Annotated in this window: 16 protein-coding genes; 11 read left to right on the forward strand and 5 right to left on the reverse strand. The window is 69.1% G+C overall.

From position 1 onward, the window contains the following. The first annotated feature begins 330 nt into the window (after window positions 1-330). From H9X80_RS08310 to H9X80_RS08335, 6 genes are all read left to right on the forward strand, one after another. The gene (locus tag H9X80_RS08310; protein ID WP_204793877.1) at window positions 331-1,164 is read left to right on the forward strand and encodes an HAD-IIB family hydrolase; all 834 of its coding nucleotides are present in this window, start codon (window positions 331-333) and stop codon (window positions 1,162-1,164) included. Window positions 1,165-1,239: 75 nt separating this feature from the next. Next, on the forward strand, window positions 1,240-2,109 hold the full coding sequence (locus H9X80_RS08315) for a methylenetetrahydrofolate reductase (RefSeq protein ID WP_204793878.1): 870 nt from the start codon (window positions 1,240-1,242) through the stop codon (window positions 2,107-2,109). A 3-nt stretch (window positions 2,110-2,112) separates the two neighbouring features. Next, complete coding sequence (locus tag H9X80_RS09185; RefSeq protein ID WP_204793879.1) at window positions 2,113-2,826, forward strand: vitamin B12 dependent-methionine synthase activation domain-containing protein; 714 nt, start codon at window positions 2,113-2,115, stop codon at window positions 2,824-2,826. A gap of 147 nt (window positions 2,827-2,973) precedes the next feature. Further along, a complete protein-coding gene (locus H9X80_RS08325) occupies window positions 2,974-5,427 on the forward strand; it encodes a homocysteine S-methyltransferase family protein (protein WP_239471850.1) in 2,454 nt (817 codons plus the stop codon). An 876-nt stretch (window positions 5,428-6,303) separates the two neighbouring features. Further along, entirely contained in the window at window positions 6,304-8,130 is a 1,827-nt protein-coding gene (locus H9X80_RS08330; RefSeq protein ID WP_204793881.1) for an NAD(P)-binding protein, read from the forward strand. Further along, window positions 8,124-9,848 carry an NADH-dependent [FeFe] hydrogenase, group A6 gene (locus tag H9X80_RS08335; protein ID WP_204793882.1) on the forward strand — a complete coding sequence of 575 codons (1,725 nt, stop codon included), beginning with the start codon at window positions 8,124-8,126 and terminating at the stop codon, window positions 9,846-9,848. Before H9X80_RS08330 ends, H9X80_RS08335 begins: the two co-directional genes overlap by 7 nt. A 240-nt stretch (window positions 9,849-10,088) precedes the next feature. On the opposite strand, the gene H9X80_RS08340 is transcribed toward H9X80_RS08335, so the two are convergent. The 4 genes from H9X80_RS08340 to yaaA all read right to left on the reverse strand — a co-directional run bounded on the left by H9X80_RS08340 (window position 10,089) and on the right by yaaA (window position 16,532). After that, window positions 10,089-12,473, reverse strand: a complete 2,385-nt coding sequence (locus H9X80_RS08340) for a DEAD/DEAH box helicase (protein ID WP_204793883.1) — start codon at window positions 12,471-12,473, stop codon at window positions 10,089-10,091. A gap of 13 nt (window positions 12,474-12,486) precedes the next feature. Beyond that, entirely contained in the window at window positions 12,487-13,788 is a 1,302-nt protein-coding gene (locus H9X80_RS08345) for an ATP-binding protein (protein WP_204793884.1), read from the reverse strand. Window positions 13,789-13,895: 107 nt separating this feature from the next. Next, window positions 13,896-15,494, reverse strand: coding sequence for a TerB N-terminal domain-containing protein (locus H9X80_RS08350; RefSeq protein WP_204793885.1), 1,599 nt, complete (start codon window positions 15,492-15,494; stop codon window positions 13,896-13,898). Between the two features lie 282 nt (window positions 15,495-15,776). Continuing rightward, window positions 15,777-16,532, reverse strand: a complete 756-nt coding sequence (gene yaaA / locus H9X80_RS08355; protein WP_204793886.1) for a peroxide stress protein YaaA — start codon at window positions 16,530-16,532, stop codon at window positions 15,777-15,779. A 63-nt stretch (window positions 16,533-16,595) separates the two neighbouring features. Between yaaA and H9X80_RS08360 the strand changes: the two genes are divergently transcribed. The 5 genes from H9X80_RS08360 (at window position 16,596) to H9X80_RS08380 (ending at window position 24,898) form a co-directional block, all read left to right on the forward strand. Next, the gene (locus H9X80_RS08360) at window positions 16,596-17,462 is read left to right on the forward strand and encodes a spermidine synthase (RefSeq protein WP_204793887.1); all 867 of its coding nucleotides are present in this window, start codon (window positions 16,596-16,598) and stop codon (window positions 17,460-17,462) included. A 216-nt stretch (window positions 17,463-17,678) separates the two neighbouring features. After that, entirely contained in the window at window positions 17,679-19,712 is a 2,034-nt protein-coding gene (htpG, locus tag H9X80_RS08365) for a molecular chaperone HtpG (protein ID WP_204793888.1), read from the forward strand. A gap of 926 nt (window positions 19,713-20,638) precedes the next feature. Beyond that, complete coding sequence (locus H9X80_RS08370; RefSeq protein ID WP_204793889.1) at window positions 20,639-22,012, forward strand: CHAD domain-containing protein; 1,374 nt, start codon at window positions 20,639-20,641, stop codon at window positions 22,010-22,012. Window positions 22,013-22,014: 2 nt separating this feature from the next. Continuing rightward, window positions 22,015-23,451, forward strand: coding sequence for a class II fumarate hydratase (gene fumC / locus H9X80_RS08375; RefSeq protein WP_342590900.1), 1,437 nt, complete (start codon window positions 22,015-22,017; stop codon window positions 23,449-23,451). A 163-nt stretch (window positions 23,452-23,614) separates the two neighbouring features. Next, complete coding sequence (locus H9X80_RS08380; RefSeq protein WP_204793890.1) at window positions 23,615-24,898, forward strand: O-acetylhomoserine aminocarboxypropyltransferase/cysteine synthase family protein; 1,284 nt, start codon at window positions 23,615-23,617, stop codon at window positions 24,896-24,898. Between the two features lie 126 nt (window positions 24,899-25,024). Here the strand turns inward: H9X80_RS08380 and H9X80_RS08385 are convergent, their stop codons facing one another. Further along, window positions 25,025-25,453 carry an FKBP-type peptidyl-prolyl cis-trans isomerase gene (locus H9X80_RS08385; protein ID WP_204793891.1) on the reverse strand — a complete coding sequence of 143 codons (429 nt, stop codon included), beginning with the start codon at window positions 25,451-25,453 and terminating at the stop codon, window positions 25,025-25,027. Between the last annotated feature and the right edge of the window lie 168 nt (window positions 25,454-25,621).

A 25,621-nucleotide genomic window follows, 5' to 3' on the forward strand; every position in this document is an offset into this window, starting at 1 on the left:
GAGGGGGGCCGGGGAGGAGGGATTCGCATGGGCCCGGCGATAGCGCTTGCCGCGCTGCTCGTGCTGGGTGCCTGCGGTGCGGCCGTGGCCTGACCCTCTGGGAGGGCGCACCTACCGTCTGCGACTTTTTCGGCGTCGTGGCGTGGGCGCGAGGTTATACCTAGAATAGTCGCATGTCGGATCCCCCAACACCTGGCATGCGGCGCTCTCGGGCGCGGCGGCCCCCGACCGTCGCGCCTCACCCTTTCGTCGGGCCGTGTGCGGACGTCTGACAGGGGACGCGCCCCACGTGGCGCGCGTCCGCACACGGCCTGCTTCGAAGGGAGCCTCGTGATCAAGCTCGTCCTCTCGGACCTCGACTCCACCCTCATCTGGCAGGATGACCACACGGTCACGCCGTTTGCGCTGGACGCCATCCATCGTCTGCAGGCGGTGGGCGTGCACTTTGTGCCGTGCACGGGTCGCATCTACCGCGACCTTCCGGCTATGTTCGCCGGTGACGAGGCCGCCTGCGCCACGGCCGTCACGAGCAACGGACAGCTCGTCTACCTGGACGGGGAGCTCGTCGAGAAGGTGCCCCTGGCGCACGACGCGCTGTGCGCCGTGAGGGACGAGCTCGCGGGCGTGGACGACGCCTACCTGGTGGTGGAGTACGGCGGCGAGAAGGTGGCCGTTGGCGCCGAGCTGGGCTTTGTGCTGGCCCACCCGGACAACTTCTGGCGCGTGGAGCGCGCGCTGCCCGACGTGCCCGAGGAGCCGTGCTACAAGGCGAACGTGCGCGTGGTGGGGAGCTTTGCGCGCTGCCAGGAGGTGGCGTCCGCGTTGGCGGCGGCCTGCCCGGGGCTGGACTTCGTCTGCCCGATGCCCGGCACGCCGCACATCGACCTCATGCCGCACGGCTTTGGCAAGGACCACGGAGGGGACTTTCTCATGGAGCGCCTGGGGCTTGTGTCCGAGGAGGTCTGCTGCTTTGGTGATGCGGAGAACGACCTTGCGGTGCTGCGGCACTACCCTCATTCTGTTGCGGTGGCAAACGCGGTTCCTGCCGTGCTGGAGGCCGCGCGCTGGCACATCGGGCCGGCGCGGGAGGAGTCCGTGGCGCGTGCCCTCCTGGACATCGCGGAGGCCACGGCCGCGGGGCGGATGCCGTCGTTCATGCGGTAGCGGTGCGTTGGCCCGGTGCGCGAGGGCGCGGCGGGAGGCCGGGACGGGACAGGAAGCCTGAGAGGGGCCCATGCTATGAAGATCATCGACAAGCTGGCGACGCGCCAGACGTTCTCGTTTGAGATTTTCCCGCCGAAGGGCGATCTGCCGCTGGAGACGGCGTGCCAGATCGCGGGCGAGATGGCCTCTGATCGGCCCGACTGGATCTCCGTGACGTACTCCGCCGGCGGCTCGGGCAACTCGGCGAACACCGTGCCCATTGCGGCGCAGGTCGAGCACGGGCTGGGCGTCACCGCGCTCGCGCACCTCACGTGCCTGGGGTCGACGCGCGCAGACGTCGACGCCTACGTGCACGAGCTTGCCGACGCGGGCGTGGAGAACGTCCTCGCCCTGCGCGGGGACCGGCGCCCCGGGCGCGAGGAGCGCGACTTCGCGCACGCGTCCGACCTTATCTCCTATCTGCGCACGGGCGGGTCAGACCTGTGCATCGGCGCGGCGTGCTACCCGGAGGGGCACATCGAGTCCGCCGACGAGTGTGCGGACTTCCAGGCGCTCTACCTCAAGCAGGAGGCGGGCGCGGACTACCTGGTCTCCCAGCTCTTCTTTGACAACGAGGGCTTCTACCGCTTCCGCGAGAAGTGCCTGCGGCACCGCGTGCGCCTGCCCATCGTGGCCGGCATCATGCCGTTCACGAGCGTCAAGCAGATCCAGCGCATGGCGTTTACCTGCGGGGCGTCCATTCCCGCCAAGGTGGTCAAGCGGCTTGCGCTGGCAGGGGAGGACCCCGCCGACCAGGCGCGCGCCGGTATCGAGTACGCGTGCGAGCAGCTGGAGGACCTCGCGGCCAACGGCGTCGACGGGCTGCACGTGTACAGCATGAACAAGCCCGCCGTGGCCCACGCTGCGCACGAGGCGCTCGCTGCCTGCGGGTACCTGGAGGCGTAGGGCGTGCCGGGCGTGGTCGAGTCCTACCGGATCGACGCGGTCGACCGCGGCGAGGTGCTGCGCTACCTGGGGTACTCGGGCCAGGAGCTTGACGGCTCGCTCGACGCGCGCATCGACGACATGGTGGCGCGCTGCCTGGCCGCCGGCCGACCGCGTGGCGTGACGCGCGTCTTTGACGTGGCCGAGACTGGCGAGAAGGGCGGCGTGCCCGTGACGCGGCTGGCGGGAACGTCGCTTGAGCTGGTGGGGAGCTCGATAGCACGTCACCTGGACGGCGCCGTGGCGGTGGGCGTGCTCGCCGTGACGGCAGGCATGGGCGTGGAGGCAGAGCTGCGGCGCCTCTCCCTCACGGACCGCGTCGGGCAGGTCATCTTCGACGCGGCCGGGTCGGCCCTGGTGGAGCGCGCGGCGGACGCCGCCGAGGCAAGCCTCGTGGCGCAGGCGGCCGCGCGCGGGCTTCACTGCGGGACGCGCTTCTCGCCGGGCTACGGCGACCTGCCCCTGGGGACACAGCCGGTGCTGCTGGCCGCGCTCGACGCCGGCCGCCTTCTGGGCATCACGCTCTCCGACACCCTTCTCATGTCGCCGACGAAGAGCGTGACCGCGGTGACGGGCTTCTTCGAGCACCTGCCCGCGGACGCGCGGCCGGGGTGCGCCACCTGTCCCTCGCGCGACTTCTGCCTTCTGCGCCGCTCGGGGCGGACCTGCCGGGGCTAGGGCGGGGCGTCTGTAACGGCCTCGTCTTCTGCTCGCCTCCGCAGCGCACGGCTGCTAGGATAGGGCCTCAACGAACGTCGGGCGGAGGAACCCATGGCTGAGGCTTCAGGACGTGACAATCAGGCTTGTCGGGGGCGTCGGGGGCGCTTGGCGCACCGCGCGCGTCGCATGGCGGACGAGTGCCTCGCCGCCGTCTTTGCGGGCGACGAGTTCCTGCTCTTTGACGGGGCCATGGGCACACAGCTCCAGGCGCGAGGCCTCGCGGCGGGTGAGCTCCCGGAGCTGCTCTGCCTTACGAACCCCGAGGAGGTCACGGCCATACACGCCGCCTACGTGGCCTCCGGCGCGGACGTGGTGACCACCAACACCTTCGGTGCAAACGCCGCGAAGCTGGGGGACGCCGCTACGGTGGAGGACGTCTTCCAGGCCGCCGTCGCCTGCGCCCGCGCCGCGCGCCCGCGCTACGTGGCGGCCGACCTCGGCCCCACCGGCCAGCTCCTAGCCCCGATGGGGCCGCTCTCCTTTGACGACGCCTACGCGCTCTTTGCCCGTCAGGTCCGTGCCGCGGACGCGGCCGGCGCGGACCTCTTCATCATCGAGACCATGTCCGACCTCGCCGAGGCCAAGGCGGCCCTTCTCGCCGTGCGCGAGAACTCGGACCTGCCGGCTATCGTCTCGATGACCTTTGCCGAGGACGGTCGGACCTTCCTTGGCACCACGCCCGAGGTAGCGGCGCTCACCCTCTCCTCGATGGGCGCGGACGCCGTTGGCATCAACTGCTCGCTCGGCCCGGCCGACGTGGCCCCGCTCGTGGAGCGGATGCTGCCCTGGGCGAGCTGTCCGGTCATCGCGCAGGCCAACGCTGGCCTGCCCCGCGTGGAGGACGGCGTCACGGTCTACGACGTCGGTGTCGACGAGTACGCGGAGGCCGTCGCCCGCATGCTCGACGCGGGCGTCACCATCGTGGGCGGCTGCTGCGGCACCACGCCCGCCTACGTCACCGCGGAGCGCTCCCTGCTCCAGGGCCGCCGTCCCGTCCCACGCAGCGTCCGCGACTGCTTTGCCGTCTGCGGCCCGCAGCGCCTGACGGCTCTCGAGCCCGGCCAGGTGGGCGTCATCGGCGAGCGCATCAACCCCACGGGCAAGCGCCGCATGCAGGAGGCCCTGCGCTCCGGCAACCACGACCTCGTGATGGGGGAGGCCATCGCCCAGGAGCGCGCCGGCGCCCAGATCCTCGATGTCAACGCCGGCCTGCCAGAGATCGACGAGCGCGCCGTGATGTGCCGGCTCGTGGCGGAGCTCCAGGGCGTGACCACCCTCCCGTTGCAGATCGACGCCTCGGACCCCGCCGTCATCGAGGCCGCGGTGCGCAGCTACCCCGGCAAGCCCCTCATCAACTCCGTGAACGGCAAGGCGGAGAGCCTCGCCGCCGTCCTGCCCATCGCCGCGCGCTACGGTTGCGCCGTCGTGGGTCTCACGCTCGACGAGGCCGGCATCCCCGCGACCGCCCAGGGCCGCCTCGCCGTGGCGCGCAAGATCGTGGCCACCTCCGACGAGCTCGGCATCCCGCGCCACGACGTCGTGATCGACTGCCTCGCCATGGCCGCCTCCACCGACCAGAGCGCCCCGCGCGCCATCCTCGACGCCATCCGCGCCGTAAAGGCGGAGCTCCCGGGCGTGCGCACCGTGCTCGGCGTCTCTAACATCAGCTTCGGCCTGCCCTTCCGCCCGCTCGTCAACGCCACGTTCCTCGCGGCGGCCTTCTCCGCAGGCCTTGACCTCGCGATCATCAACCCGGAGTCCCGACGCATGATGGATGCGGTGGACGCCTGGCGCGTCCTCTCCGGCGAGGACGCCTCGGCCCGCTTCTACGTGGAGCACTACGCCGACCGCAGCGACGCCTCCGCCCCCTCAAAGGCTGGCGAGAAGAACCAGCCCGCCGCCGGCCCCAGCGCACCAGCCGCCGACCCTGAGGATCCCGTCGAGCTCGCCCGCGCCCTCGTGCTCGACGGCCGCGCCGCGCCCATGGCCGACGCCGTCACCCGCATCCTGCGGGACCACGACGCCCTCTTCGCCATCAACGAGGCCCTCATCCCCGCCCTCGACGAGGTGGGGCGGCGCTTCGAGGCCGGAACGTTCTTCCTGCCGCAGCTCATGGCCTCCGCCGAGGCGGCCAAGGCGGGCTTCGAGGTCATCCGCGCCTCGATGCCGACGGGCGAGGCGGCGGGCGGCAAGGGCACCATCGTCCTCTGCACCGTCCACGGGGACATCCACGACATCGGCAAGAACATCGTCCGCATGCTGCTCGAGAACTACGGCTACGACGTGGTCGACCTCGGGCGCGACGTGCCGCCAGAGGTCGTGGCCGATGCGGTGGTCGAGCGCCACGCCCCGCTCGCGGGCCTCTCGGCGCTCATGACCTCGACGGTCCCCGCCATGGCAAAGACCATCGAGCTCCTGCGCGAGCGCGCGCCCTGGTGCAAGGTCGTCGTGGGCGGCGCCGTGCTCACGCCCGAGTACGCCCAGATGGTCGGTGCGGACTTCTACGCCAAGGACGCCACCGAGACTGCGCGCATCGCCGGCGAGGTCCTCGGCCGGTAGACGCTCCCGTGGCGCGCTCCTCCGGTAGCGCTTGCGAAACGCTGGCTGTTCCGCCGTCCTTCTCGCCCGCGCTTACAGAACTCCGGTTGACGCAGCTACCTACCTGTTCGCGCTTACGAAACGCCGGCTGACGCGCTTTTTCGGAACGAATGTGCTTACAGATTTGCGACCGTTGCAGGCGAGAAGAACCCCCGGGGCGCATCACCCGCGATTCCCTAAGCGTTTCCCGGCCCGTTGCCCGCATCAACCTCGACTTTCTAAGCACCGGGCGAGCTGTCACCCGCATCAACCTCGACTTTCTAAGCACCGGGCGAGCTGTCACCCGCATCAGCCCCGATTCCCTAAGCACCAGCTGGCCCCGCCGTTGCATCAGTCGTGGTTTTCTAAGCAGCCTCCGTCACAAAAAAGGCGCGGCGACCGCCCTGTCCCCGTCCACGGTCACGGAGGCGGTCGAGTAGTCAAACCCGCCGAGCAGCGAGCGCACGGGCCCGCAGGCGACGGGGAGCTAGCCCCACTACCAGCGAGCGCACAGGCGCCCTCAGCGTGCGACTCCTCATGGCTCCTCCCCAAGGCTTCTTCCGACATGCGATGCAGAATAGTAGGCCAGCTTATATTCAGGTTTGAGGCCTCTCGCGCAGCCTGCTCGGCTGACGGTCGCTTCGGCTTCTCAACTAGCGAGAAGAACCTCCATCTGCCGGTCTGTCCCTGGCGCGTCTTCCGCCGGGCCTTCCTGTCAGAACTGCCGCTCGCCGCCCTCAGGCTCTTCTCGCCGAATGGACGTGACGCGCCAAGGCACGCGTAGGTAGCATTTATCTATTGTGCCGCGGCTGAGGGGCCCGGCACCCACACGACTCCGGAAGTGCAAGGAGAGGGCCTATGGCTAGAATGCACGTCATGGAGCAGAGCGAGACCCAGGCGATCATGTCGAGCATGCACGAGATGCTCGAGAAGCGCCTCTCGGTGAGCTCGCTCGCCCCGTGCCCGGTGGAGTTCACGGCCTCCTACGTGGCGATGTGCGCCACGCAAAGCTGCGGCAAGTGCACGCCGTGCCGCAACGGCCTCAGGATGCTCCGCCACCTGTTCAACGACGTCCTGAACAACCGCGCCACGATGGAGACGCTCGACCTCATCGAGTCCACCGCGCGCACCGTCTACCTCTCGAGCGACTGCGCCATCGGCTACGAGGCCGGCGAGGTGGCCCTCATGGCCATCCGCGGCTTCCGCGACGACTTCGAGCACCACGTTACCAAGCACGCCTGCGGCTTCACGCAGAGCCAGCTCGTGCCGTGCGTCTCCGGCTGCCCGGCTGGCGTGGACATCCCCGGCTACATCGCGCTTGTGGAGGCCGGCCGCTACACCGACGCCGTGCGCCTCATCCGCAAGGACAACCCGCTGCCGCTCGTGTGCGGCCTGGTCTGCGAGCACCCCTGCGAGATGCACTGCCGTCGCGGCATGGTGGACGACCCGATGAACATCCGCGGCCTCAAGCGCTACGCCGTGGAGCACGCGGGCGACTACCGGCCCAACATCAAGCCCGCCACGGGCAAGCGCGTTGCCGTGGTCGGGGGTGGCCCGGCCGGCCTTTCCTGTGCGTACTACCTCACCCTCATGGGGCACAAGGTGACGATCTTCGAGCAGCGCCAGCACCTCGGCGGCATGCTGCGCTACGGCATCCCCAACTACCGCCTCCCGCGCGAGCAGCTTGACTCGGAGATCCAGTGGATCCTCGACTGCGGGATCGACGCGGTGCTCGACCATCCCGTCGACGGTGCGGAGATGAACCGCCTGCGTGCTGACTACGACGCCGTCTACCTGGCCATCGGCGCGCACGCGGACAAGAAGCTCGGGCTTCCCGGCGAGGACGCGGAGGGCGTCATCTCCGCCGTGGAGCTCCTGCGTGACATGGGCGACGACAACCCGCCCGACTTCAGCGGCCTGCACGTGGCCGTGGTCGGCGGCGGCAACGTGGCCATGGACGTGGCGCGCACCTCCGTGCGCCTGGGGGCCGAGAAGGTCGTCATCGCGTACCGTCGCCGCGTGGCCGACATGACCGCCCAGGACGAGGAGATCGCCGGCGCCCAGGCCGAGGGCTGCGAGGTCATGGACCTGCACGCGCCCAAGGAGGTCGTCGTCGACGAGAACAACCACGTGGTGGGCCTCAAGGTCACGCCGCAGATCATCGGCGGGCTCAAGCGCGGCCGTCCCGCGCCGCGCCCGGCCGAGGGCGGCGACGTGGTGGTCAGGGCTGACCGCGTGATCGTGGCCATCGGCCAGGACATCGGCTCGGGCACCTTCGAGGAGCAGGGCGTACCGTGCAAGTGGGGGCGCATCGTCACGGACCCGGACGGCGCCGTGCCCGGCATCGACGGGCTCTTCTCCGGCGGCGACTGCCAGAGCGGCCCGGCAACCGTCATCCGCGCCATTCACGCGGGCAAGGTCGCGGCCGGCAACATCGACAACTACCTCGGCTTCAACCACAAGATCGAGCTTGACGTGGAGCTGCCGCCCGTGCAGTTCAAGGGCAAGATCAGCTGCGCCCGCTGCGAGATGCGCGAGCGCGAGGCGGCCGAGCGTATCCATGACTTCGACATCGTCGAGAACGGCCTTACGGACGAGGAGGCGCACCAGGAGGCTTCGCGCTGCCTGCGCTGCGACCACTTCGGCTTTGGCGCGTTCCGCGGGGGGAGGATCGAGCAGTGGTAAACCTCACCATCGACGGCCGTGCCGTCTGCGTGCCCGACGGCACGTCCATCCTCGACGCCGCGGCGAGCGTGGGCATCAAGATTCCCACCCTGTGCTACCTGCGCGACCTCAACGAGATTGGCGCCTGCCGCCTGTGCGTGGTGGAGGTCGAGGGCATCGACCAGCTGGTGGCCGCGTGCAACAACACCGTGCTCGAGGGCATGGTCGTGCGCACCAACAGCCCCAAGGTCCGCGTGGCGCGCCGCATGAACATGGAGCTGCTCCTGGCCACCCACGACTCCGAGTGCACGAGCTGCGTGCGTTCGGGCAACTGCACGCTCCAGACGCTCGCCAACGACCTCGGCATCGCCGACCTCCCCTACGAGCGGCGCCTCATGCACGACCCGTGGGACAAGTCCTTCCCGCTCATTCGCAACAACGACAAGTGCGTCAACTGCCTGCGCTGTATCCAGGTGTGCGAGAAGATCCAGGGCCTGGGCGTGTGGGACCTCGCCAACCGGGCCACGCACACCTCGGTCAACGTGCGCGGCGGCGGCACGATCCAGGAATCCGACTGTACGCTCTGCGGCCAGTGCATCACGCACTGCCCGACGGGCGCCCTGCGCGAGCGCGACGACACGGCCAAGGTCTTCGACGCCCTGGCCGACCCCAAGAAGGTCGTGGTGGTGCAGATCGCGCCGGCCGTGCGTGCGGCCTGGGGCGAGCAGCTCGGTCTGACGCGTGAGGAGGCCACGGTGGGCCGCCTGGTGGCGGCGCTGCGCCAGATGGGCGTGGACTACGTCTTTGACACGGACTTCTCGGCCGACCTCACCATCATGGAGGAGGGCAGCGAGCTGCTCGAGCGCATGGCCCACCCCGAGGGCAAGGCGTTCCCGATGTTCACCTCCTGCTGCCCGGGCTGGGTGCGCTACGTCAAGGCGGTGCGTCCCGAGTTCACCGGCCAGCTCTCCACCTCGAAGTCCCCGGGCCAGATGTTCGGCGCCATTGCCAAGAGCTACTATGCCGAGCTCATGGGAATCGACCCGCACAAGATCTTCTGCGTGGAGGTCATGCCCTGCACGGCCAAGAAGGCCGAGGTGGCCATCCCCACGATGAACGACGCCTGCGGGGACCCGGACGTGGACGTGTCCATCACCACCCGCGAGGTCTGCCGCATGATCCGCGCCGAGCACATCGACGCCACCGCCCTGCCCGAGGAGGACTTCGACCAGCCTCTGGGTACGGCGACGGGTGCGGGCGTGATCTTCGGGGCCACCGGCGGCGTCATGGAGGCTGCGCTGCGCACCGCCTATCACATGGTGACGGGTGAGGCGCCGCAGCCGGACGCCTTCTCGGATGTCCGCGGGCTTGACGGCTGGAAGGAGGCCACGTTCGACCTGGCGGGCACGTCGGTGCGCGTGGCCGTGGTGAGCGGCCTTGCCAACGCCGGCCACCTGCTCGACGCGCTTGCGGCGGGCGAGGTGAGCTACGACTTCGTCGAGGTCATGGCCTGTCCCGGTGGCTGTGCGGGCGGCGGTGGCCAGCCCATCCACGACGGCCAGGAGCTTGCGGGCGCGCGCGGCGACGTGCTCTGGGGCCTGGACCGCACGGCGAAGCTGCGCAACTCCTACGAGAACCCCTCCATCCAGGCCGTCTACCACGACTACCTAGGCGAGCCGCTCTCCGAGCGCGCCGAGGAGCTCCTGCACACCGACCACTTTGCGTGGAGCATGCACTAGGCGGCTGGGAAGGCAAGACAAGACGGCCCCAGCTGACCAACCTGCGCATACGGGCCCGGATTGCAAGCAGGGCGATCCGGGCCCCCTTGTTTTTTCTGGCATCCGTCTTGGCAAGCCCCCTGAGCGTAGAAACCTTGCAAGAGCGGCGACAAGGGCACGTGGCTCCGGCGAGAAGGACCTGGGCGCTTTCCCGTCATCGGGAGCAGGGAGGGAGTGGGCTGTTGGGTGCGCGACGCCCGCCTACCACTGCGCAACACGCTCCCTCATGCCCGCCACGTCGAGCACGCCCTCGGCAAATCCCTTGCGCACCAGGCTCTCGGGCACAAGCTCGTCGTACTTCTCGAAGTAGGGCACCTCGGAGGGATAGAGGAGATCGTTGGGATCTTCCAGACGCTCCGCGGCGTCCTTCACTACGTGAAGGAAGGCCTGCTCGTCAGCCTTCATCACAAAGGTGATGAAGTACGGGCGAGAAGAGCTGAACGCCTTGAGGCCGAGCTCCTCGGCGCACTTGATGCGCAGGAGCCGTTCGAGGGCGAGAAACGCGTACGTCCCGAGCCAGGGCAGCAGGCACCACATGGTCTGCTCCTTGTCGTTCTCGCCGAGGCAGACGAGCGGCCCCTCGGTGAGGTGGGAGGCCTCCGCCACGTGGCGGGCCTCGCGCAGGCGCGCGCGGGCGTGGGGCATGAGGTAGGGGTAGGCGGCGTGCTCGGCAAGGGCTCGCCTCATGCGCTCGAGCACATGGGTGTTCACGTCTCCGGCAACCTCGCCGAAGTAGGCGGGAACCTTGCCCTTGACCGGCGTCACGTAGAGCAGGTGGCGCTCGTGGTCAACTTCATCGACCACCCAGACGCGTCCGGCTATGGCGACCTTCTCGCCGGGGGGCGGCGGGGCGCAGAGCGTGCCGATCTCCGTGGAGTCCGAGCGAACCGTGTACTCCACGTTCTCCTGAAAGACGGCGAAGAACTTGTACGAGCTCGTGACACGCTCGCCGGCGAGGCCCACGATGAGGCCGCCCGCCTCGGTCTGCTCGATGAAGTCGTTGCGCAGGAGGTGACGTAGGAGCTCGCGGAAGTCATCGGTGCTCACGCGATGGAAGTAGGTGAGGGTGAGCACACGACTGGCCAGCTGTGCCGGTGTGAGCTCGCCCTCTGAGGCGAGTATGGCAAGTGTCTGGTGGCAGAGCAGACTGTAGGGGAGCCGGTCGAGGTTGGGCGGCTCCACCCAGTGCTCCTCGCGGTAGAGCTGCACGAGGGCGATGCCCTGCAGCAGCTTCCAGGGGATGGTCTCGGGCAGGAGCGTGCGCGCCTCGGGCTGCTCCTCGCGCATGACGAACCACATCTCGGGCGGTGCCTCGCGGCGGCCGGTGCGGCCCATGCGCTGCAGGAAGCTCGAGACCGTGAAGGGCGCGTCTATCTGGAACGCCCGCTCAAGGCGTCCCACGTCCACGCCCAGCTCCAGCGTGGAGGTTGCCACGATAGAGAGGTCAGAGGAGTCATCACGCATCTGCTCCTCGGCGCTCTCCCTGATGGCGGCGGAGAGGTTGCCGTGATGGATGAGGAAGCGGTCGGGCTCTCCGGTGGCGTCACAGTAGCTGCGCAGCGTGGAGCAGACCTCCTCGGCCTCCTCGCGGGAGTTTGAGAAGATCAGGCACTTGTGGCCGCGCGTGTGCTCGAAGATGTAGCCGATGCCGGGGTCTGCGTTGGCGGGGGCGAGGTCCGTGGGTGCCTCGGGTGGACCGGGGACAACCTCCGCGCTCAAACAGTCCTGTTCGCACGGACGGGCCACAGGTCTGTCCGGCTCATGCGAAACTGCGCGCGGAGATACAGGCCCGGCCCCGGGCAGACCGTTCGGGACCTCGACCGCAAGAACGTCGGCCTGGACCGTGTTGCCTGCGGACAGCGGGGCTCCCTCATCGGCCTGCGGGCCCGTCATGAAGAAGTGCTCCATGGAGACACGCCAGGTTCGTGGTGGCTCCTTCACGCGTGGGATGACGGTACTGCGTCCGGTGCCTGTGGCTAGGAAGGCGCCGACGGCCTCGGGGTCACCGATCGTGGCAGAGAGGCCGATGCGCCGCGGGCTCACCCCTGCCGCGCGGGCAAGGCGCTCGATGAGGCAGAGGCACTGGCCGCCGCGGTCCTGCCGGAGCAGCGCATGGACCTCGTCGATCACCACGTAGCGCAGGTCGCAGAAGAGCTTGGCCACGGCCGCGTGGCGGCGCATCAGCATGGCCTCCAGCGACTCGGGCGTTATCTGCAGGATGCCCGACGGGTTCTTCATGAGTTTTGCCTTGTGGGAGGAGGAGACGTCTCCGTGCCAGTGCCACACGTTGATGCCCGCCTCCTCGCAGAGGTTCTCGAGGCGGTAGAACTGGTCGTTGATGAGCGCCTTGGTGGGGCCGATGTAGAGCGCGCCCACCGAGTGTGGAGGATCCTCCCAGAACTCGGTCAGGATGGGGAAGAAGGCTGCCTCGGTCTTGCCGGAGGCGGTTGAGGCGCACAGCAGGACGTTGTCGTCCGTGTCAAAGATGGCCTCGCCCGCCGCGACCTGGATTCCGCGCAGGTTCTCCCACTGATGCGCGTAGATGAAGTCCTGCACGAACGGTGCGTATCTGTCGAAGACGCCCATCCTGTGCTCGCCCCTAGATCGTGAACTCGGCGAACGCGGGGTCCACGTCACTCGTGGACGCGGCGGCCGTCTCCGCCGGGGCGGCGACGGCCCCGGAGAACGCGTCCGAGTGTAGCAGCGCGTCCACGTCCGTCCCCGGGTTCTGGCACACGATGTCGAGCAGCTCGATAAAGTCTCGGATGACCTCGCGCGGGGTGAGGTGGGTGTCTGCCCCCACGCGACCGAACTCGATCTGCAGGAAGCTCACGAGCTGTGCCTCGGTGAGCGTGCGCTCGTAGCCGAAGTAGCCCGCGTGGATGTCCGCAAGCTTCTCTATGAGCACGAGCAGCTCCTCGTAGGTGAGCGGCTCCAGGTGGATGACCGGGGCCAGCATGTCCGAGAGCCCGGCGCTTGCAAAGCGCCCCTGGGTGAGACGGCTGCGCAGTGCCTCGTAGGAGAAGACGCCGCGCCTCCGGTCCTCGATGGACTGCGGCGTGCCTCCCATGATGATGCCCAGGTGGTGCGCCTTGCCCTGGAGCGTGTCGTTGTACATGGTGAGGATCTTCTCGTAGTTGTACTGGCGCGAGATGGCGTTGGGAATCTTGTAGAGGTTCACGAGCTCGTCGATGAGCACGACGAGCCCCTGGTAGCCCGCGCCCACGAGGAACTGCGCGAAGAGCTTGAGATACTCGTACCAGGTCTCGTCCGTGATGCAGGCGTTGACGCCCAGCTCGCCGCGGGCCTCGGTCTTGGTGCGGAACTCGCCGCGCAGCCACTTGACCACGCTCGCACGGCGCTCGTCATCCCCCTCGAGGCTGGCCTGCCAGTAGAGCTCGAGCACGTGCGTGAAGTCAAAGCCGCAGACGAGCTCTCTGATGGGTGCAAACTGATCTGCAAGCGCGGCAGCGGGGTCGGGCTCCTCCTGCAGGCGCGCGACCCAGCGGTCCAGCACGAGCTGCAGGGCGCCGCCCTCGGGGCGCGTCTTGGTGGAGAGGTTGCGCACGAGCTCGCGGTACGTGGCGAGCCCCTGGCCCTGCCCTCCCTGAAGGCGCCGCTCGGGGGAGAGGTCCGCGTCCGCCACCACGAAGTCCTTGCCCATGGCGTGCGTGCGGATGGTCTGCAGCAGGAAGCTCTTGCCGGCGCCGTAGCGGCCTACCAGGAAGCGGAAGCTCGCCCCGCCGTCGGCCACGAGCTCGAGGTCATGCAGGAGGGCCTGAATCTCGCGCTCGCGCCCCACGGTGATGTAGGGCAGGCCGATGCGCGGCACCACGCCGCCCTTGAGCGAGTTGATGATGACCGCTGCGATGCGCCTGGGCACCCGGGGGCTCTCTCCCATGCACGCTCCTCTCGCCTTCTGACAGGCCTTGGATGATAGCACACGATTGCAGAGAAAGCAAACAGGTGTTCTCATTACGGAGCCGTTGCGAGAGACCGTCGCAGCCGTCAGTCCCCAAGCGTCTCGCGCACGTCGTCGGCGTAGTCCTCTACGAGCTCGGGCGCCCCGTCGGGGCCAAACTCCACCGCCGTGTCGCCGAGCAGGTCAAAGAGCTTCTCGTTGATCGAGTCCACGAGCAGGTCGGAGCCGCCGGCCGGCACCGTCTGTCCGGCAAGCAGGGCCCTGAGCAGCGCGAGCTCCTCCGAGGTGAGTCCGTGCGGCGCGTTCTTCTCGCCTGCCGCGCTGTCTCTCTCCGGGTTGTGTGCGGGTGCCGGGGAGGGGCTTGCCGCCTGTGTCGGCACCTGCTCAGCCACCGGGACCTCCTCGCGTTCCTCGTCCACGAGCAGGGCCTCGCGCGTTACGGCGGCGGCGCTGCGGATCCCAGCGAGCTTGGAGAGGTCGATCTCCACCCGACGCGGGGCGTGCGCGCGCTTCCAGTCGAGGTAGTCGCGGACCTCGCGGTCGATCATCTGCGTGAGGTACTTGGGGTCGCCGCGCTCCTTGAGCGGGTGCGGGTAGTCGAGCGCGGCACGCAGCTGGCGGTCCACGGCGCGCAGGACCTGGCCGAGCTTGGCGCTGCGACCGCCCCCGTCGTGCAGGGCGTCGCAGGTCCAGATGCCGTTTCGGCACGCGTAGCGGCGCGTCTCGCCGAGCTGGTAGACGCAGTCGGGGTGGCGCCCGCCGGGGTAGAACACCGCCGAGGCGAACATCAGGTGCGGCATCGGGTGGCGCGTGCCGAAGAGGCTCGCGACGAGGCCCTGGGAGCGGCTGGTGTGGTAATAGCGGGCCAGCCGGTCAAAGACGGCGCAGGTCACGTGGCGCACGTCGTCCGGGGCGTCGCGGTAGAGACGCGCCTCGCGGATGCGGTAGGTGGAGAGCTCGTCGAGCGCGGCGAGCAGGGCCTCGTCGGCGGCGGGGTCGGCCCCGTAGGCCCGCGGCGCGCGCCTGTGGCCGCGCGGACGCGATGACGCCTCCTCGAGCGCGTGGCGCTCCGCCCGGGCGAGCACCTCGACGGCACGGTCGTGGGCCTCGTCCGCGTAGGGTGCGGCGAGCGCGGGGTCGAGGTCGTGGTAGACCACGTAGTCGACGAGCCAGGCCCGCGCGTAGCGGTCCATCGTCGGCTCGAAGGCGCGGTAGGTCTGCCAAAACGCCTCGATGGCACGAAAGCCCTTCTCGCCGACCTCCGTGCCGATGCCGTTGATGAGCTCGTAGAGGTAGACGTAGGCGAACGAGGTGGACGTCCGCTCAACGGAGCCCGCACGGACGTGCGCGCGCCAGGTGAAGTAGCCGCGCAGCTGGCGGTCGTTCATGGCGTCGTAGGTGGGGAAGTAGCTCTGGAAGGTCCCCGCATAGGGGCAGTCGTCCTCGTAGGCCTCCATGAGGCGGGCCTGCTCCACGAAGAGCCGCGCGTCGGTCCAGCTGCGCGCCTGCGCCGAGCGGCCGAGGGCACGCATCTGGCGGATGGGCTCGGGCAGGTAGGTGGCCATCTGCGAGCCGCGCATGAGGATGGGCTCGTCGCCGTAGACGCGCTCGGAGGCAAAGGCGCGCCCGTCCTTCTGGCGGCTCGCCGCGATGATCTGCTCTATGAGCGCGTCGATGTCCGCCATGGCCCTCCCCTCGCCAGAACCATCATACCCGCCGGCTCAGAGCGGTGAAATTTGCAAAAGGGGCGTAAGTGTGACAAATGGCTGTCTTGATTTGCAAAAAGGGCATAAGTGCGACGCCTTTCTGCGCGGGTCATCGGTATCCAAGCCTCCTTTCCGCAGATAAGCGCAGCTCGGCAGAGATCCCATAGAGGCGGGGGCACACGATATGCGTCGCACTTAGGCCCTTTTTGCAAATTCGTAGCCCCGTTTGTCACACTTATTCGAGATTTGCAAGAACCCGCGTTACGAGCGCACGAAGACGAGAGTCCCCGCGTCCGAGCGGGCCTCGTCAAGGGCGTAGCCGCGCTCGCGGAAGGCGGCGAGCTCGCCTGCGGAGGTCACCGCGTGCTCGGCGCACCAGCGCACGAAAGTCCCGCGCGCCGCCTTCGCCTCGGTGGCCGCCTGGCGCAGCCGACCGTCCCGCAGCTCCCCGAAGAGGCAGGTCAGCACCTGCGGCCCCTCGGGCCGGACGTGGGGCGTGACCGCACGGGCGTACTCCACCGAGGCCACGTTCACGATGAGGTCGCACCCCTCGGCCGCGAGGGACTCGTAGAGCGCGTCGCCCCAGAACCCGTAGAGGTCGCGCGCCCCGTCGGCGGCAAGGCGGGCTTGCATCTCAAGGCGGTAGGGCACTACGGCGTCAAGCGGCCGGAGCACGCCGTAGAGCCCCGAGAGGATGCGCAGGTGCTCGTCGAGCCACGCGAGCTGGGCCTCGCTCATGACCTCAGGCGCCAGGTGCCGGTACTGGATGCCCTCGTACGCCACCACCGCGGCCGTGGTCGCGCCCGCGAGGTCCATGTGGGAGAAGCGCTCGTAGTTGAGCTCGGCGAGCCGGTCGCTGCAGCGCCAGAGCGCCTGCGCCTCCGCGCGCGAGAGCCCCTGCACGGCGGCGACCAGCCGCTGCGCGCGCCCCAGGAGCGCCGGGGTGCGCACGGGCCACGGCGGCGCGTCCACCACGCGCATCTTCTTTGCCGGCGAGACGATGAATCTGAGCGACATGTCCCCTCCCTCGTCCGGCTCATGGTAGCAGGTGGCTATCATGGGTCGGGACGGGAGGTGCGCATGTCCGGCAGACCAGGCGAGAAGAACCATCGGCTTGCGGCGCTCGCGCTTGCGGGTGCGGCGGCGCTCGCCCTCGCCGCGCGGCGCGCGTGGTCCCTGGACCCGCACCTCGTGCGCACGGCCTCGGGCCCGGCGCTCGTCTACACCACCCGCGACGCCGTCGGCGCGCGCGTCCGCGTCCTGCGCACCGGCGGTGTCTACCAGTCGGCCACCTACCTCGACGAGGCCCGGCGCATGGAGCCGGTCTTCGCCTACTACCGCGCCTTCGCTCGGGCGCTCGAGCTCAGGCCGGGCGCGCGCCGCGTGCTCGCCGTGGGCGGGGGCGGCTTTGCCTTCCCCAAGCTCGTGGCGGCCGAGCACCCGGGCGTGCGCACCGACGTGGCGGAGATCGACCCGGCCGTCATCCGGGCGGCCCGCCGCTGGTTCTTCCTCGACGACGCCGTGGCCCTTGCCCGCGCGGGCGGCGGGGACCTGCGCGTCTTCAGCGACGACGGGCGCGCCTTCCTCGAGCGCGCGCCCGAGGCCTCCTACGACGTCATCGCACTCGACGCCTTCGTGGGAGCCGAGCCCGTCTGGGCGCTCGCCACCGTGGGGGCTCTGCGCGCGGCCCGTCGCGCGCTCGTGCCCGGCGGTGTCCTGGCGGCCAACGTGGTCTCGCGTGACGGTGGCGCCGACGTCAGCTTCCTGCGCTCCGTTGTGGCCACGGCGCGCGTGGTCTTCTCGCACGTGGAGGTCTTCCCGGCGACGGACGACTCCCATGCCGCTGAGGACAACTACCTCGTCGTGGCCTCCGACGGCTCGCTCTGCCTCTCTGACGCCATCGGCTACGACGCAGACTTCCTAGGCGAGGTTCTTCTCGACGAGTAGGGGCGGGCGCCGCGAGGTGCTCCGTTGCCGTTGTTGCCCTCTGCTGAGGTAGATAAATCGGCGTGAGACAGGCTCGTCTGCCCCCCCACCGCCCGGACCCGGCCGCACTCCCCAGGTCCTTCTCGCCTCATCATATCTAAGCGCTTCAGACTGAGATTATCTAAAAACGGGTACACTACCCAACGTTTGACAGACCGCACGAAAGGGGAGCGCCGCATGCGCAAGTTCAAGACAGAGAGCAAGAAGCTGCTCGACCTCATGATCAACTCCATCTACACCAACCGCGAGATCTTCCTGCGCGAGCTGATCTCCAACGCGTCGGACGCCATCGACAAGCTCTACCTCAAGAGCCTCACGGACAGCTCCGCCCACGTGGACCAGGACAACCTGGCCATCAACGTGGCCTTTGACAAGGACGCGCGTACCATCACCGTCTCGGACAACGGCATCGGCATGACGGCCGAGGAGCTCGAGGAGAACCTCGGCACCATCGCGCACTCCGGCTCGGAGGAGTTCAAGGCCGCCAACGCCGACGCGCAGGGCGACGCCGTGGACATTATCGGCCGCTTTGGCGTGGGCTTCTACTCCGCGTTCATGGTGGCCAAGGAGGTCAGCGTGGTCACGCGCGCCTGGGGCTCCGACGAGTGCAGCCGCTGGACCTCCGACGGCGTGGAGGGCTACACCATCGAAGCCGTCGCCGCGGACGACCCGGCCTACCGCGCCACCTGCGGCACCGACATCGTCCTCACTCTCAAGGACGACACCGAGGGCGACGACGGCGTCTCCTACTCCGAGTTCCTCTCTGAGTGGAAGCTCCGCGAGCTCATCAAGAAGTACAGCAACTACGTGCGCTACCCCGTCAAGATGCTCGTGACCAAGAGCCGCGAGAAGGAGAGGCCCGCCGACGCCGGCGACGACTACAAGCCGGAGTGGGAGGACTACACCGAGCTGGAGACCATCAACTCGATGACCCCCATCTGGAAGAAGCGCGGCTCGGAGGTCACGCAGGACGAGTACAACGAGTTCTACAAGTCCACGTTCCACGACTGGGCCGACCCTGCGCGCACCTTCAGCCTGCACGCCGAGGGCACGCTCGAGTACGACGCGCTGCTGTTCATCCCGGGCCAGGCGCCGTTTGACCTCTACAGCCGCGACTACGAGAAGGGTCTCGAGCTCTACAGCTCCAACGTCCTCATCATGGAGAAGTGCGCCGACCTGCTGCCGGACTACTACAACTTCGTCCGCGGCGTGGTGGACTCCGCCGACGTGAGCCTCAACATCTCCCGTGAGACGCTGCAGCAGACCCGCCAGCTCCAGGCCATGGAGCGCCGCATCGAGAAGAAGATCACGAGCGAGCTCGAGTCCATGTGCGACAACGACCGCGAGGCCTACGAGAAGTTCTTCGAGAACTTCGGCCGCGGCCTCAAGTACGGCATCTACCAGAGCTACGGCATGAAGAAGGACGAGCTCGCGGGGCTGCTGCTGTTCTGGAGCGCGCGCGAGCAGAAGATGGTGACGCTGCAGGAGTACGTTGCGGCCATGCCGGCCGGCCAGAAGGCCGTCTACTACGCCGCCGGTGACGACCGCGACCGCCTGTCCAAGATGCCGGTGGTCCAGAGCGTGCTCGAGAAGGGCTTTGACGTGCTGCTCTGCACGCAGGACGTGGACGACTTCTGCTTCCAGGCCATGCGCGACTTCACGGCCAAGGGCCTGCCCAAGGTCTACGAGACGGACGCCGAGCGCGAGGCCGCCGAGAAGGCCCAGGCCGACGGCGCCGAGCCCGAGGTTGCCGACCGCACCGTCGAGCTCAAGAACGTGTCCTCCGGCGACCTCGACCTTGCGACCGACGAGGAGAAGAAGGAGGCCGAGGAGGCCACGAAGGCCAACGACGCCCTGTTCAGCGCCATGAAGGACGCGCTCGGCGAGAAGGTCGAGAAGGTCGCGGTGTCCACGCGCCTGGCCGCCGACGGCGCGCCGGCCGTGATCACCTCCGAGGGCCCGCTCAGCCTTGAGATGGAGAAGGTCCTCTCCTCCGGCCCCGAGGCGGACAAGGCCCCCAAGGCCATGCGCGTGCTCGAGGTCAACGCCAAGCACCCGGTCTTCGAGAAGCTGCGCGCGGCCCAAGAGGCGGGCGACGCCGACAAGGTCAAGCTCTACGCCGGGCTGCTCTACAACCAGGCGCTGCTCGTCGAGGGCATCATGCCCGAGGACCCCGTGGCCTTTGCCACCCAGGTCTGCGAGCTCATGTAGCTGAGCTGCGCGGGGCTAAAACCCCACAGCGCCGAGCCTTGCGGGCGTAAACCCCACAGGTAGTTTCTCTTCCAGGAGGGTCGGACGACAAAACCGCAGTTGTCGTCCGGCCCTTCTTCCGCTCCAAGAGACTACCTGTGGGGTTTACCGTTTAGAAACAAACCGGGGCGGCTCGGGATTGGCCCGCTCGCCCGGTCCCACCCGACACGGTCCGCGACCGGCCCGGTCCGCGACCGGCCTGGCCCCGGAGTGGCTCAAGGGCGTCCCTTCCCCCTTTGGCCCCTCTGGCGCAGGGCCCGGCGTACCTCGGCGAGAAGAACCGTGAGCTCGGGACAGTCGTCCGGGACCGCGGAGCCCTTTGCCCCGTAGCGGGAGAGGCAGACGGGGTCCGGGGCCCCGCGCGGTTGACCTCGTCCGCTATGGCGACGTCGGAGAAGGGGGCCGGGGTGGAAGGTGAACGTGCGCGCCGACGCCGGGGACGTCCTCGATCAGGAGGTGGCCGCCGGAGAGCAGGCACATCACCGCCACGGCCACGCTCTGGCGCGGCGCGACGAGCGCACTCCGCTGGAGGGTACGTACACTGCTGCGCGGAGCCCGTGAGGGTACGTACAGTGGTCCTTAGGGTACGTACACTGCCGCAAGCCCAAGGTTCTTCTCGCCAAGGGCTTGACCTGCGGAAATGCTAAGGCTTCCACCGTATTGATTTTGAAATTGCGTACGTACCCTGGAGAGGGGCGTACGTACCCTGGAGAGGGGTGTACGTACCCTGGGGAGGGGTGTACGTACCCTAGGGAGAGGGGGCTGCACCCCGCCCGCCCGTCGCCCTCGCACCTGCTGCCGCTGGCCGGGAGGGCTCCCCCGCGAGCGGGGAATTGCTATGCTAAAAAGTCCCGGCGGTCCCGTCGGAGAAGGAGAACGGGGGAGACATGGTCAAGACGCTGGTTCTCGTTCGGCACGGCGCACCGGAGGCGAGCTCCGCCTCGGGCGCGGACATGGACCGCAGGCTCACGTCGTCGGGCGCCCGCGCCCTGCGCGTGGCGTACCCGCGGACGTTTGCCCTGCTTGGAGATGACGTGAGCGCCGCCGTCTGGAGCAGCCCGGCCGTCCGCGCGCTGGAGACCGCCGATGTGGTGGCCGCCGTCACGGGGACCGAGGACATCGAGGTCCACCAGTCGCTCTACGCCCAGGACATCACCGCGTTTCTCGCCGAGCTCGAGGCGACGGACGCGACCACCGTCATCGCCGTGGGCCACGCGCCGTTCGTGGACCACCTCTGCGCCCGCCTGCTGGGGGGCTGCCCGGCCTTCGGCAAGGGCACGGCCGCGGCCATCGACCTGCCGGAGGGCGCGAGCGGCCGCGGGGTACTGCGCTGGTTCGTCGCGGGGCCGGAGGTCGCCTCGTGGGAGGAGCTCGCCGTCGTGGAGCGTGCCGTGGCCTCGGCGGCCTCGGACCTCAACGCGCGGGCCGAGGCGTTTCTCGCCGCGCCGGACGACGCCGACGCGCTGCGCGAGTTCCGCGTGTCCCTGCGCCGCGTGCGCTCGCTCCTGCAGTTCCTGGAGCCGTGGCAGACCAAGAAGCAGAACCGTCGCTGCGAGCACACCCTGAAGGAGCTGCAGGTGGCCTCCGCGCGGCTGCGCTCGCTGGACATCCTGTCCGACACCGTGGACGGCCTCGTGGAGAGCGGCGAGCTCGGCGAGAACAGCCTGCTGCCGACGGCCTGCGCCAAGGAGCGCGCGCTCGAGTGTGCCTCGCTCATCACGCTCATGCGCAAGCGCCACTCCGCCAAGGCTCTGAGGAAGCTCGCGCGCAACCTCGAGAACCTGGGCTGGAAGTCCAAGGTGGCCGAGAGGGGCCTTACCGCGGAGGACTTCCGCCGCCACTTCGACGACGAGTTCAATGCCGTGGACGAGGACCTCTTCGGCCTTGACCTGCGCGACGGCGACGCGGTCTACGTGGCCCGGCGCGACGCCAAGGAGATGCACTACGTGGCCGAGCGGCTCGGCGCGGTGCTCGGGCCGGACCGCGCCCAGATGAGCGAGTACCTCGACGAGATCCAGCGTGAGCTCGGGGCGCTCTCCGACGCCCGCGGCAACAAGCGCCTGGCCGAGGAGTGCTCCAAGAGCCCGCGCTTCCGTGGCGTGCGCGCCGACCTCGGCGTGGTGGCGCGCGACCAGGCGGAGGTGGTCTCGGCCATCACGTCCGGGCTCGAGCGCCGCGAGCAGGGCGCGCGCGAGGCGACGGAGGACGCCGAGGCTGAGGGAGCCGACCCCGCACCGGCTGTGGACGCCGAGGAGGAGTAGCCGTGGGCGAGAAGAACCTGCAGGCCGCGGCCGCGGCAGCCGAAGCCGCCGCCCCCGGCGCCTGGCGCGTGGAGCGTGACTCGATGGGGGAGATGCGCGTTCCGGCGGACGCCCTCTGGGGCGCGCAGACCGAGCGCAGCCACGAGAACTTCCCCATTGGCACCGAGCGGATGCCGCGTGAGATCGTGCGCGCGTTCGCGCTGGTCAAGAAGGCCGCCGCGCGGGCGAACTGCCGCCTGGGCCGGCTTGCCCCCGAGGCGCGCGACCTCATCTGCGCCGCCGCCGACGAGGTCCTGGACGGTCGCCACGACGACGACTTCCCCCTGGTGGTGTGGCAGACCGGCTCCGGTACGCAGTCCAACATGAACATGAACGAGGTGCTCGCCAACCGCGGCAACCAGCTCGCGGCCGAGCGCGGCGTGACCCTTGAGCGCCCGCTGCACCCCAACGACTCCGTCAACATGAGCCAGTCCTCAAACGACACCTTCCCCACGGCCCTGCACGTGGCCGCGGCACGTGCCGTGACGGGGCGCCTGGTCCCTGCGATCGACCAGCTCACGGCCACGCTGCGCCGCCTGGAGGAGGAGAACGCCGGCGTGGTCAAGAGCGGCCGCACCCACCTGCAGGACGCCGTGCCCATCTCCTTCCCGCAGGAGATCTCCGGCTGGCGCGGCCTGCTCGAGGCCTCGCGCGAGGAGCTGCTCGCCTCCCTGCCGGGGCTCTACCGCTTGGCGCTCGGCGGCACGGCGGTGGGCACGGGCCTCAACGCGCCTGCGGGCTTCGACGAGGCGGTGGCCGCCGAGCTCGCCGAGCTCACGGGCCTTTCCTTCGTGACCGACCCCAACAAGTTCCGTGCGCTCACGGGCAAGGACGCCGTGGTCTTCAGCCACGGGGCGGTCAAGGGCCTGGCGGCCAACATGATGAAGATCGCCAACGACGTCCGCTGGCTGGCCTCGGGCCCGCGCCTGGGCCTGGGGGAGATCACCATCCCGGCCAACGAGCCGGGCAGCTCCATCATGCCAGGCAAGGTCAACCCCACCCAGTGCGAGGCCGTGACGATGGTGGCCGTGCAGGTCATGGGCAACGACGCCACGATCGGCTTCGCGGCGTCGCAGGGCAACTTCGAGCTCAACGTGTTCATGCCGGTCATCGCGTACAACTACCTGCAGTCCGTGGGGCTTCTCGCCGACGCGATCGTCTCCTTTGACGAGCGCTGCGCAAGCGGCGTCCGTGCCAACCGCGAGAAGATGGACGAGAACCTCCACCGCTCGCTCATGCTCGTGACCTGCCTCAACCCCTACATCGGCTACGACAACGCCGCGCGCGTGGCCAAGAAGGCCTTCGCTGAGGGGACCTCGCTGCGCGAGGCCTGCGTGGGGCTGGGGCTGCTCACGCCGGAGCGCTTCGACGAGGTCTTCCACCCCGAGCAGATGGTGTAGCGGCGGCGCGGGCTGCCGTCGGCGCCGCCGCGCGGCGGGCCGGGTGCGGCCTTCGGGACGGCCCTTCGACCGGTCCAACAGCCGGCCCTTCTCGCCGTGCCTTTCGTCCTTCCCACGGGCGCCGGAATCGCTATCATGGGCACACCCGAAAGAAAGGACACCCATGGCAGACCAGTCCATCGACACCCGTTGCGTCCAGGCGGGCTACACCCCTGGCGACGGCGAGCCGCGCCAGATTCCCATCGTCCAGTCCACCACCTTCAAGTACGCTACGTCCGAGCACATGGGCCAGCTTTTCGACCTCGAGGCGTCCGGCTACTTCTACACGCGCCTGCAGAACCCCACCAACGACGCCGTGGCGGCCAAGATCTGCGCGCTCGAGGGCGGCTCGGCGGCCATGCTCACGAGCTCGGGCCAGGCGGCCAACTTCTTCGCCCTCTTCAACATCTGCGAGGCGGGCAGCCACATCGTGGCGAGCTCGGCCATCTACGGCGGCTCGTTCAACCTGATCGCGCACACGATGGCCAAGATGGGCATCGAGTCCACGTTCGTCTCGCCCACGTGCACCGATGAGGAGCTCGAGGCGGCCTTCCGCCCCAACACGCGCGCCGTCTTTGGCGAGACCATCGCCAACCCGGCCCTCGACGTGCTGGACATCGAGCGTTTTGCCCGCGCGGCCCACGCCCACGGCGTGCCGCTGGTGGTGGACAACACCTTTGCCACGCCGATCTTCTGCCGGCCGTTCGAGTGGGGCGCCGACATCGTGACGCACTCCACCACCAAGTACATGGACGGCCACGGCTGCGGCGTAGGCGGCGCCATCGTGGACTCCGGCAATTTCGACTGGATGGCCCACGCGGATAAGTTCCCCGGCCTCACCACCCCGGACGAGTCCTACCACGGCATCGTCTACGCAGAGAAGTTCGGCAAGGGCGGCGCGTTCATCACCAAGGCCACCTCGCAGCTCATGCGCGACCTCGGCCCCATCCAGAGCCCGCAGAACGCCTTCTACCTCAACCTCGGCCTGGAGAGCCTGCACGTGCGCATGCCGCAGCACTTCAAGAACGGCCTCGCCGTGGCAAAGTTCCTCGAGGGCTCCGACAAGGTCACGAGCGTGCGCTTCCCGCACCTGCCGAGCGACCCGTACTACGCCCTTGCGCAGAAATACCTGCCCGAGGGCGGCTCCGGCGTGGTCTCCTTTGAGCTGGCGGGCGGGCGCTCGGCGGCCGAGAAGTTCATGGCGTCGCTCAAGCTGGCCGCGATTGAGACGCACGTGGCCGACGCGCGCACCTGCTGCCTGCACCCGGCGTCCTCCACGCACCGTCAGATGACCGACGAGGAGCTCGTGGCCGCCGGCATCTCGCCCGCCATGGTGCGCTTCTCGTGCGGCCTCGAGGGTACCGAGGACCTCATCGCGGACATCGAGCAGGCGCTCGCCGCTATCTAGGAATGGGGCCGGGCGGCCATCCTCGGCGCTCAGACAGCTTGCCGCACAGGACGCGGCAAGAACTCGCGGCGAGGATGGCCGCCCGGCCTCTAGCTCGCGGCCGGCGCCTTTACCGAGAGGAGGTCTCTACTCGGAGACCTCCAGGAGCTCGATGTTGAAGTTGAGGGCCTTGCCGGCCATCTCGTGGTTCATGTCGAAGGTGATGTTGCCGTCCTCGACGGCGGTCACCGTGGCCGGGAAGGGCTGGCCGGTGGGGGAGGCCAGCATCACGCGGTCGCCGACCGAGAGCTTCTCGGCGCCGGGCAGGACGGAGACGGGCACCGTCTGGACGAGGCGCTCGTCGCGCTCGCCGTAGGCCTCGGCGGGCTCGAGGCGTACGTCGACGACCTGGCCGACCTCCATGTCGCGCACGGCGGCGTCAAAGCCGGCGATCATCTGGCCGGCCATGCAGGTGAACTCCAGCGGCTGGTCGCGGTCGCGGGAGGAGTCGAACTTCGTGCCGTCGTCGAGCGTGCCGACGTAGTGGACCTTGACCTTCTTGCCCTCGTTGCTCATGGGGCTCCCTTCGCTGGATGTGCCTGCTGCGTGCGCGACTGCGCGGCCCCTGATTGTGACAGATGCGCGGGACGCGTGCGCCCGGGAGGGGCGTCGCGCCCGGTGAGACCACGCACTTCGCGCAATTGCGGCGGCGGGGGAGCCGTGGTAGGGGGAGCCGTGGTGGGG

Source organism: Olsenella profusa, assembly GCF_016900315.1.
GTDB classification, from domain to species: domain Bacteria; phylum Actinomycetota; class Coriobacteriia; order Coriobacteriales; family Atopobiaceae; genus Thermophilibacter; species Thermophilibacter profusus_A.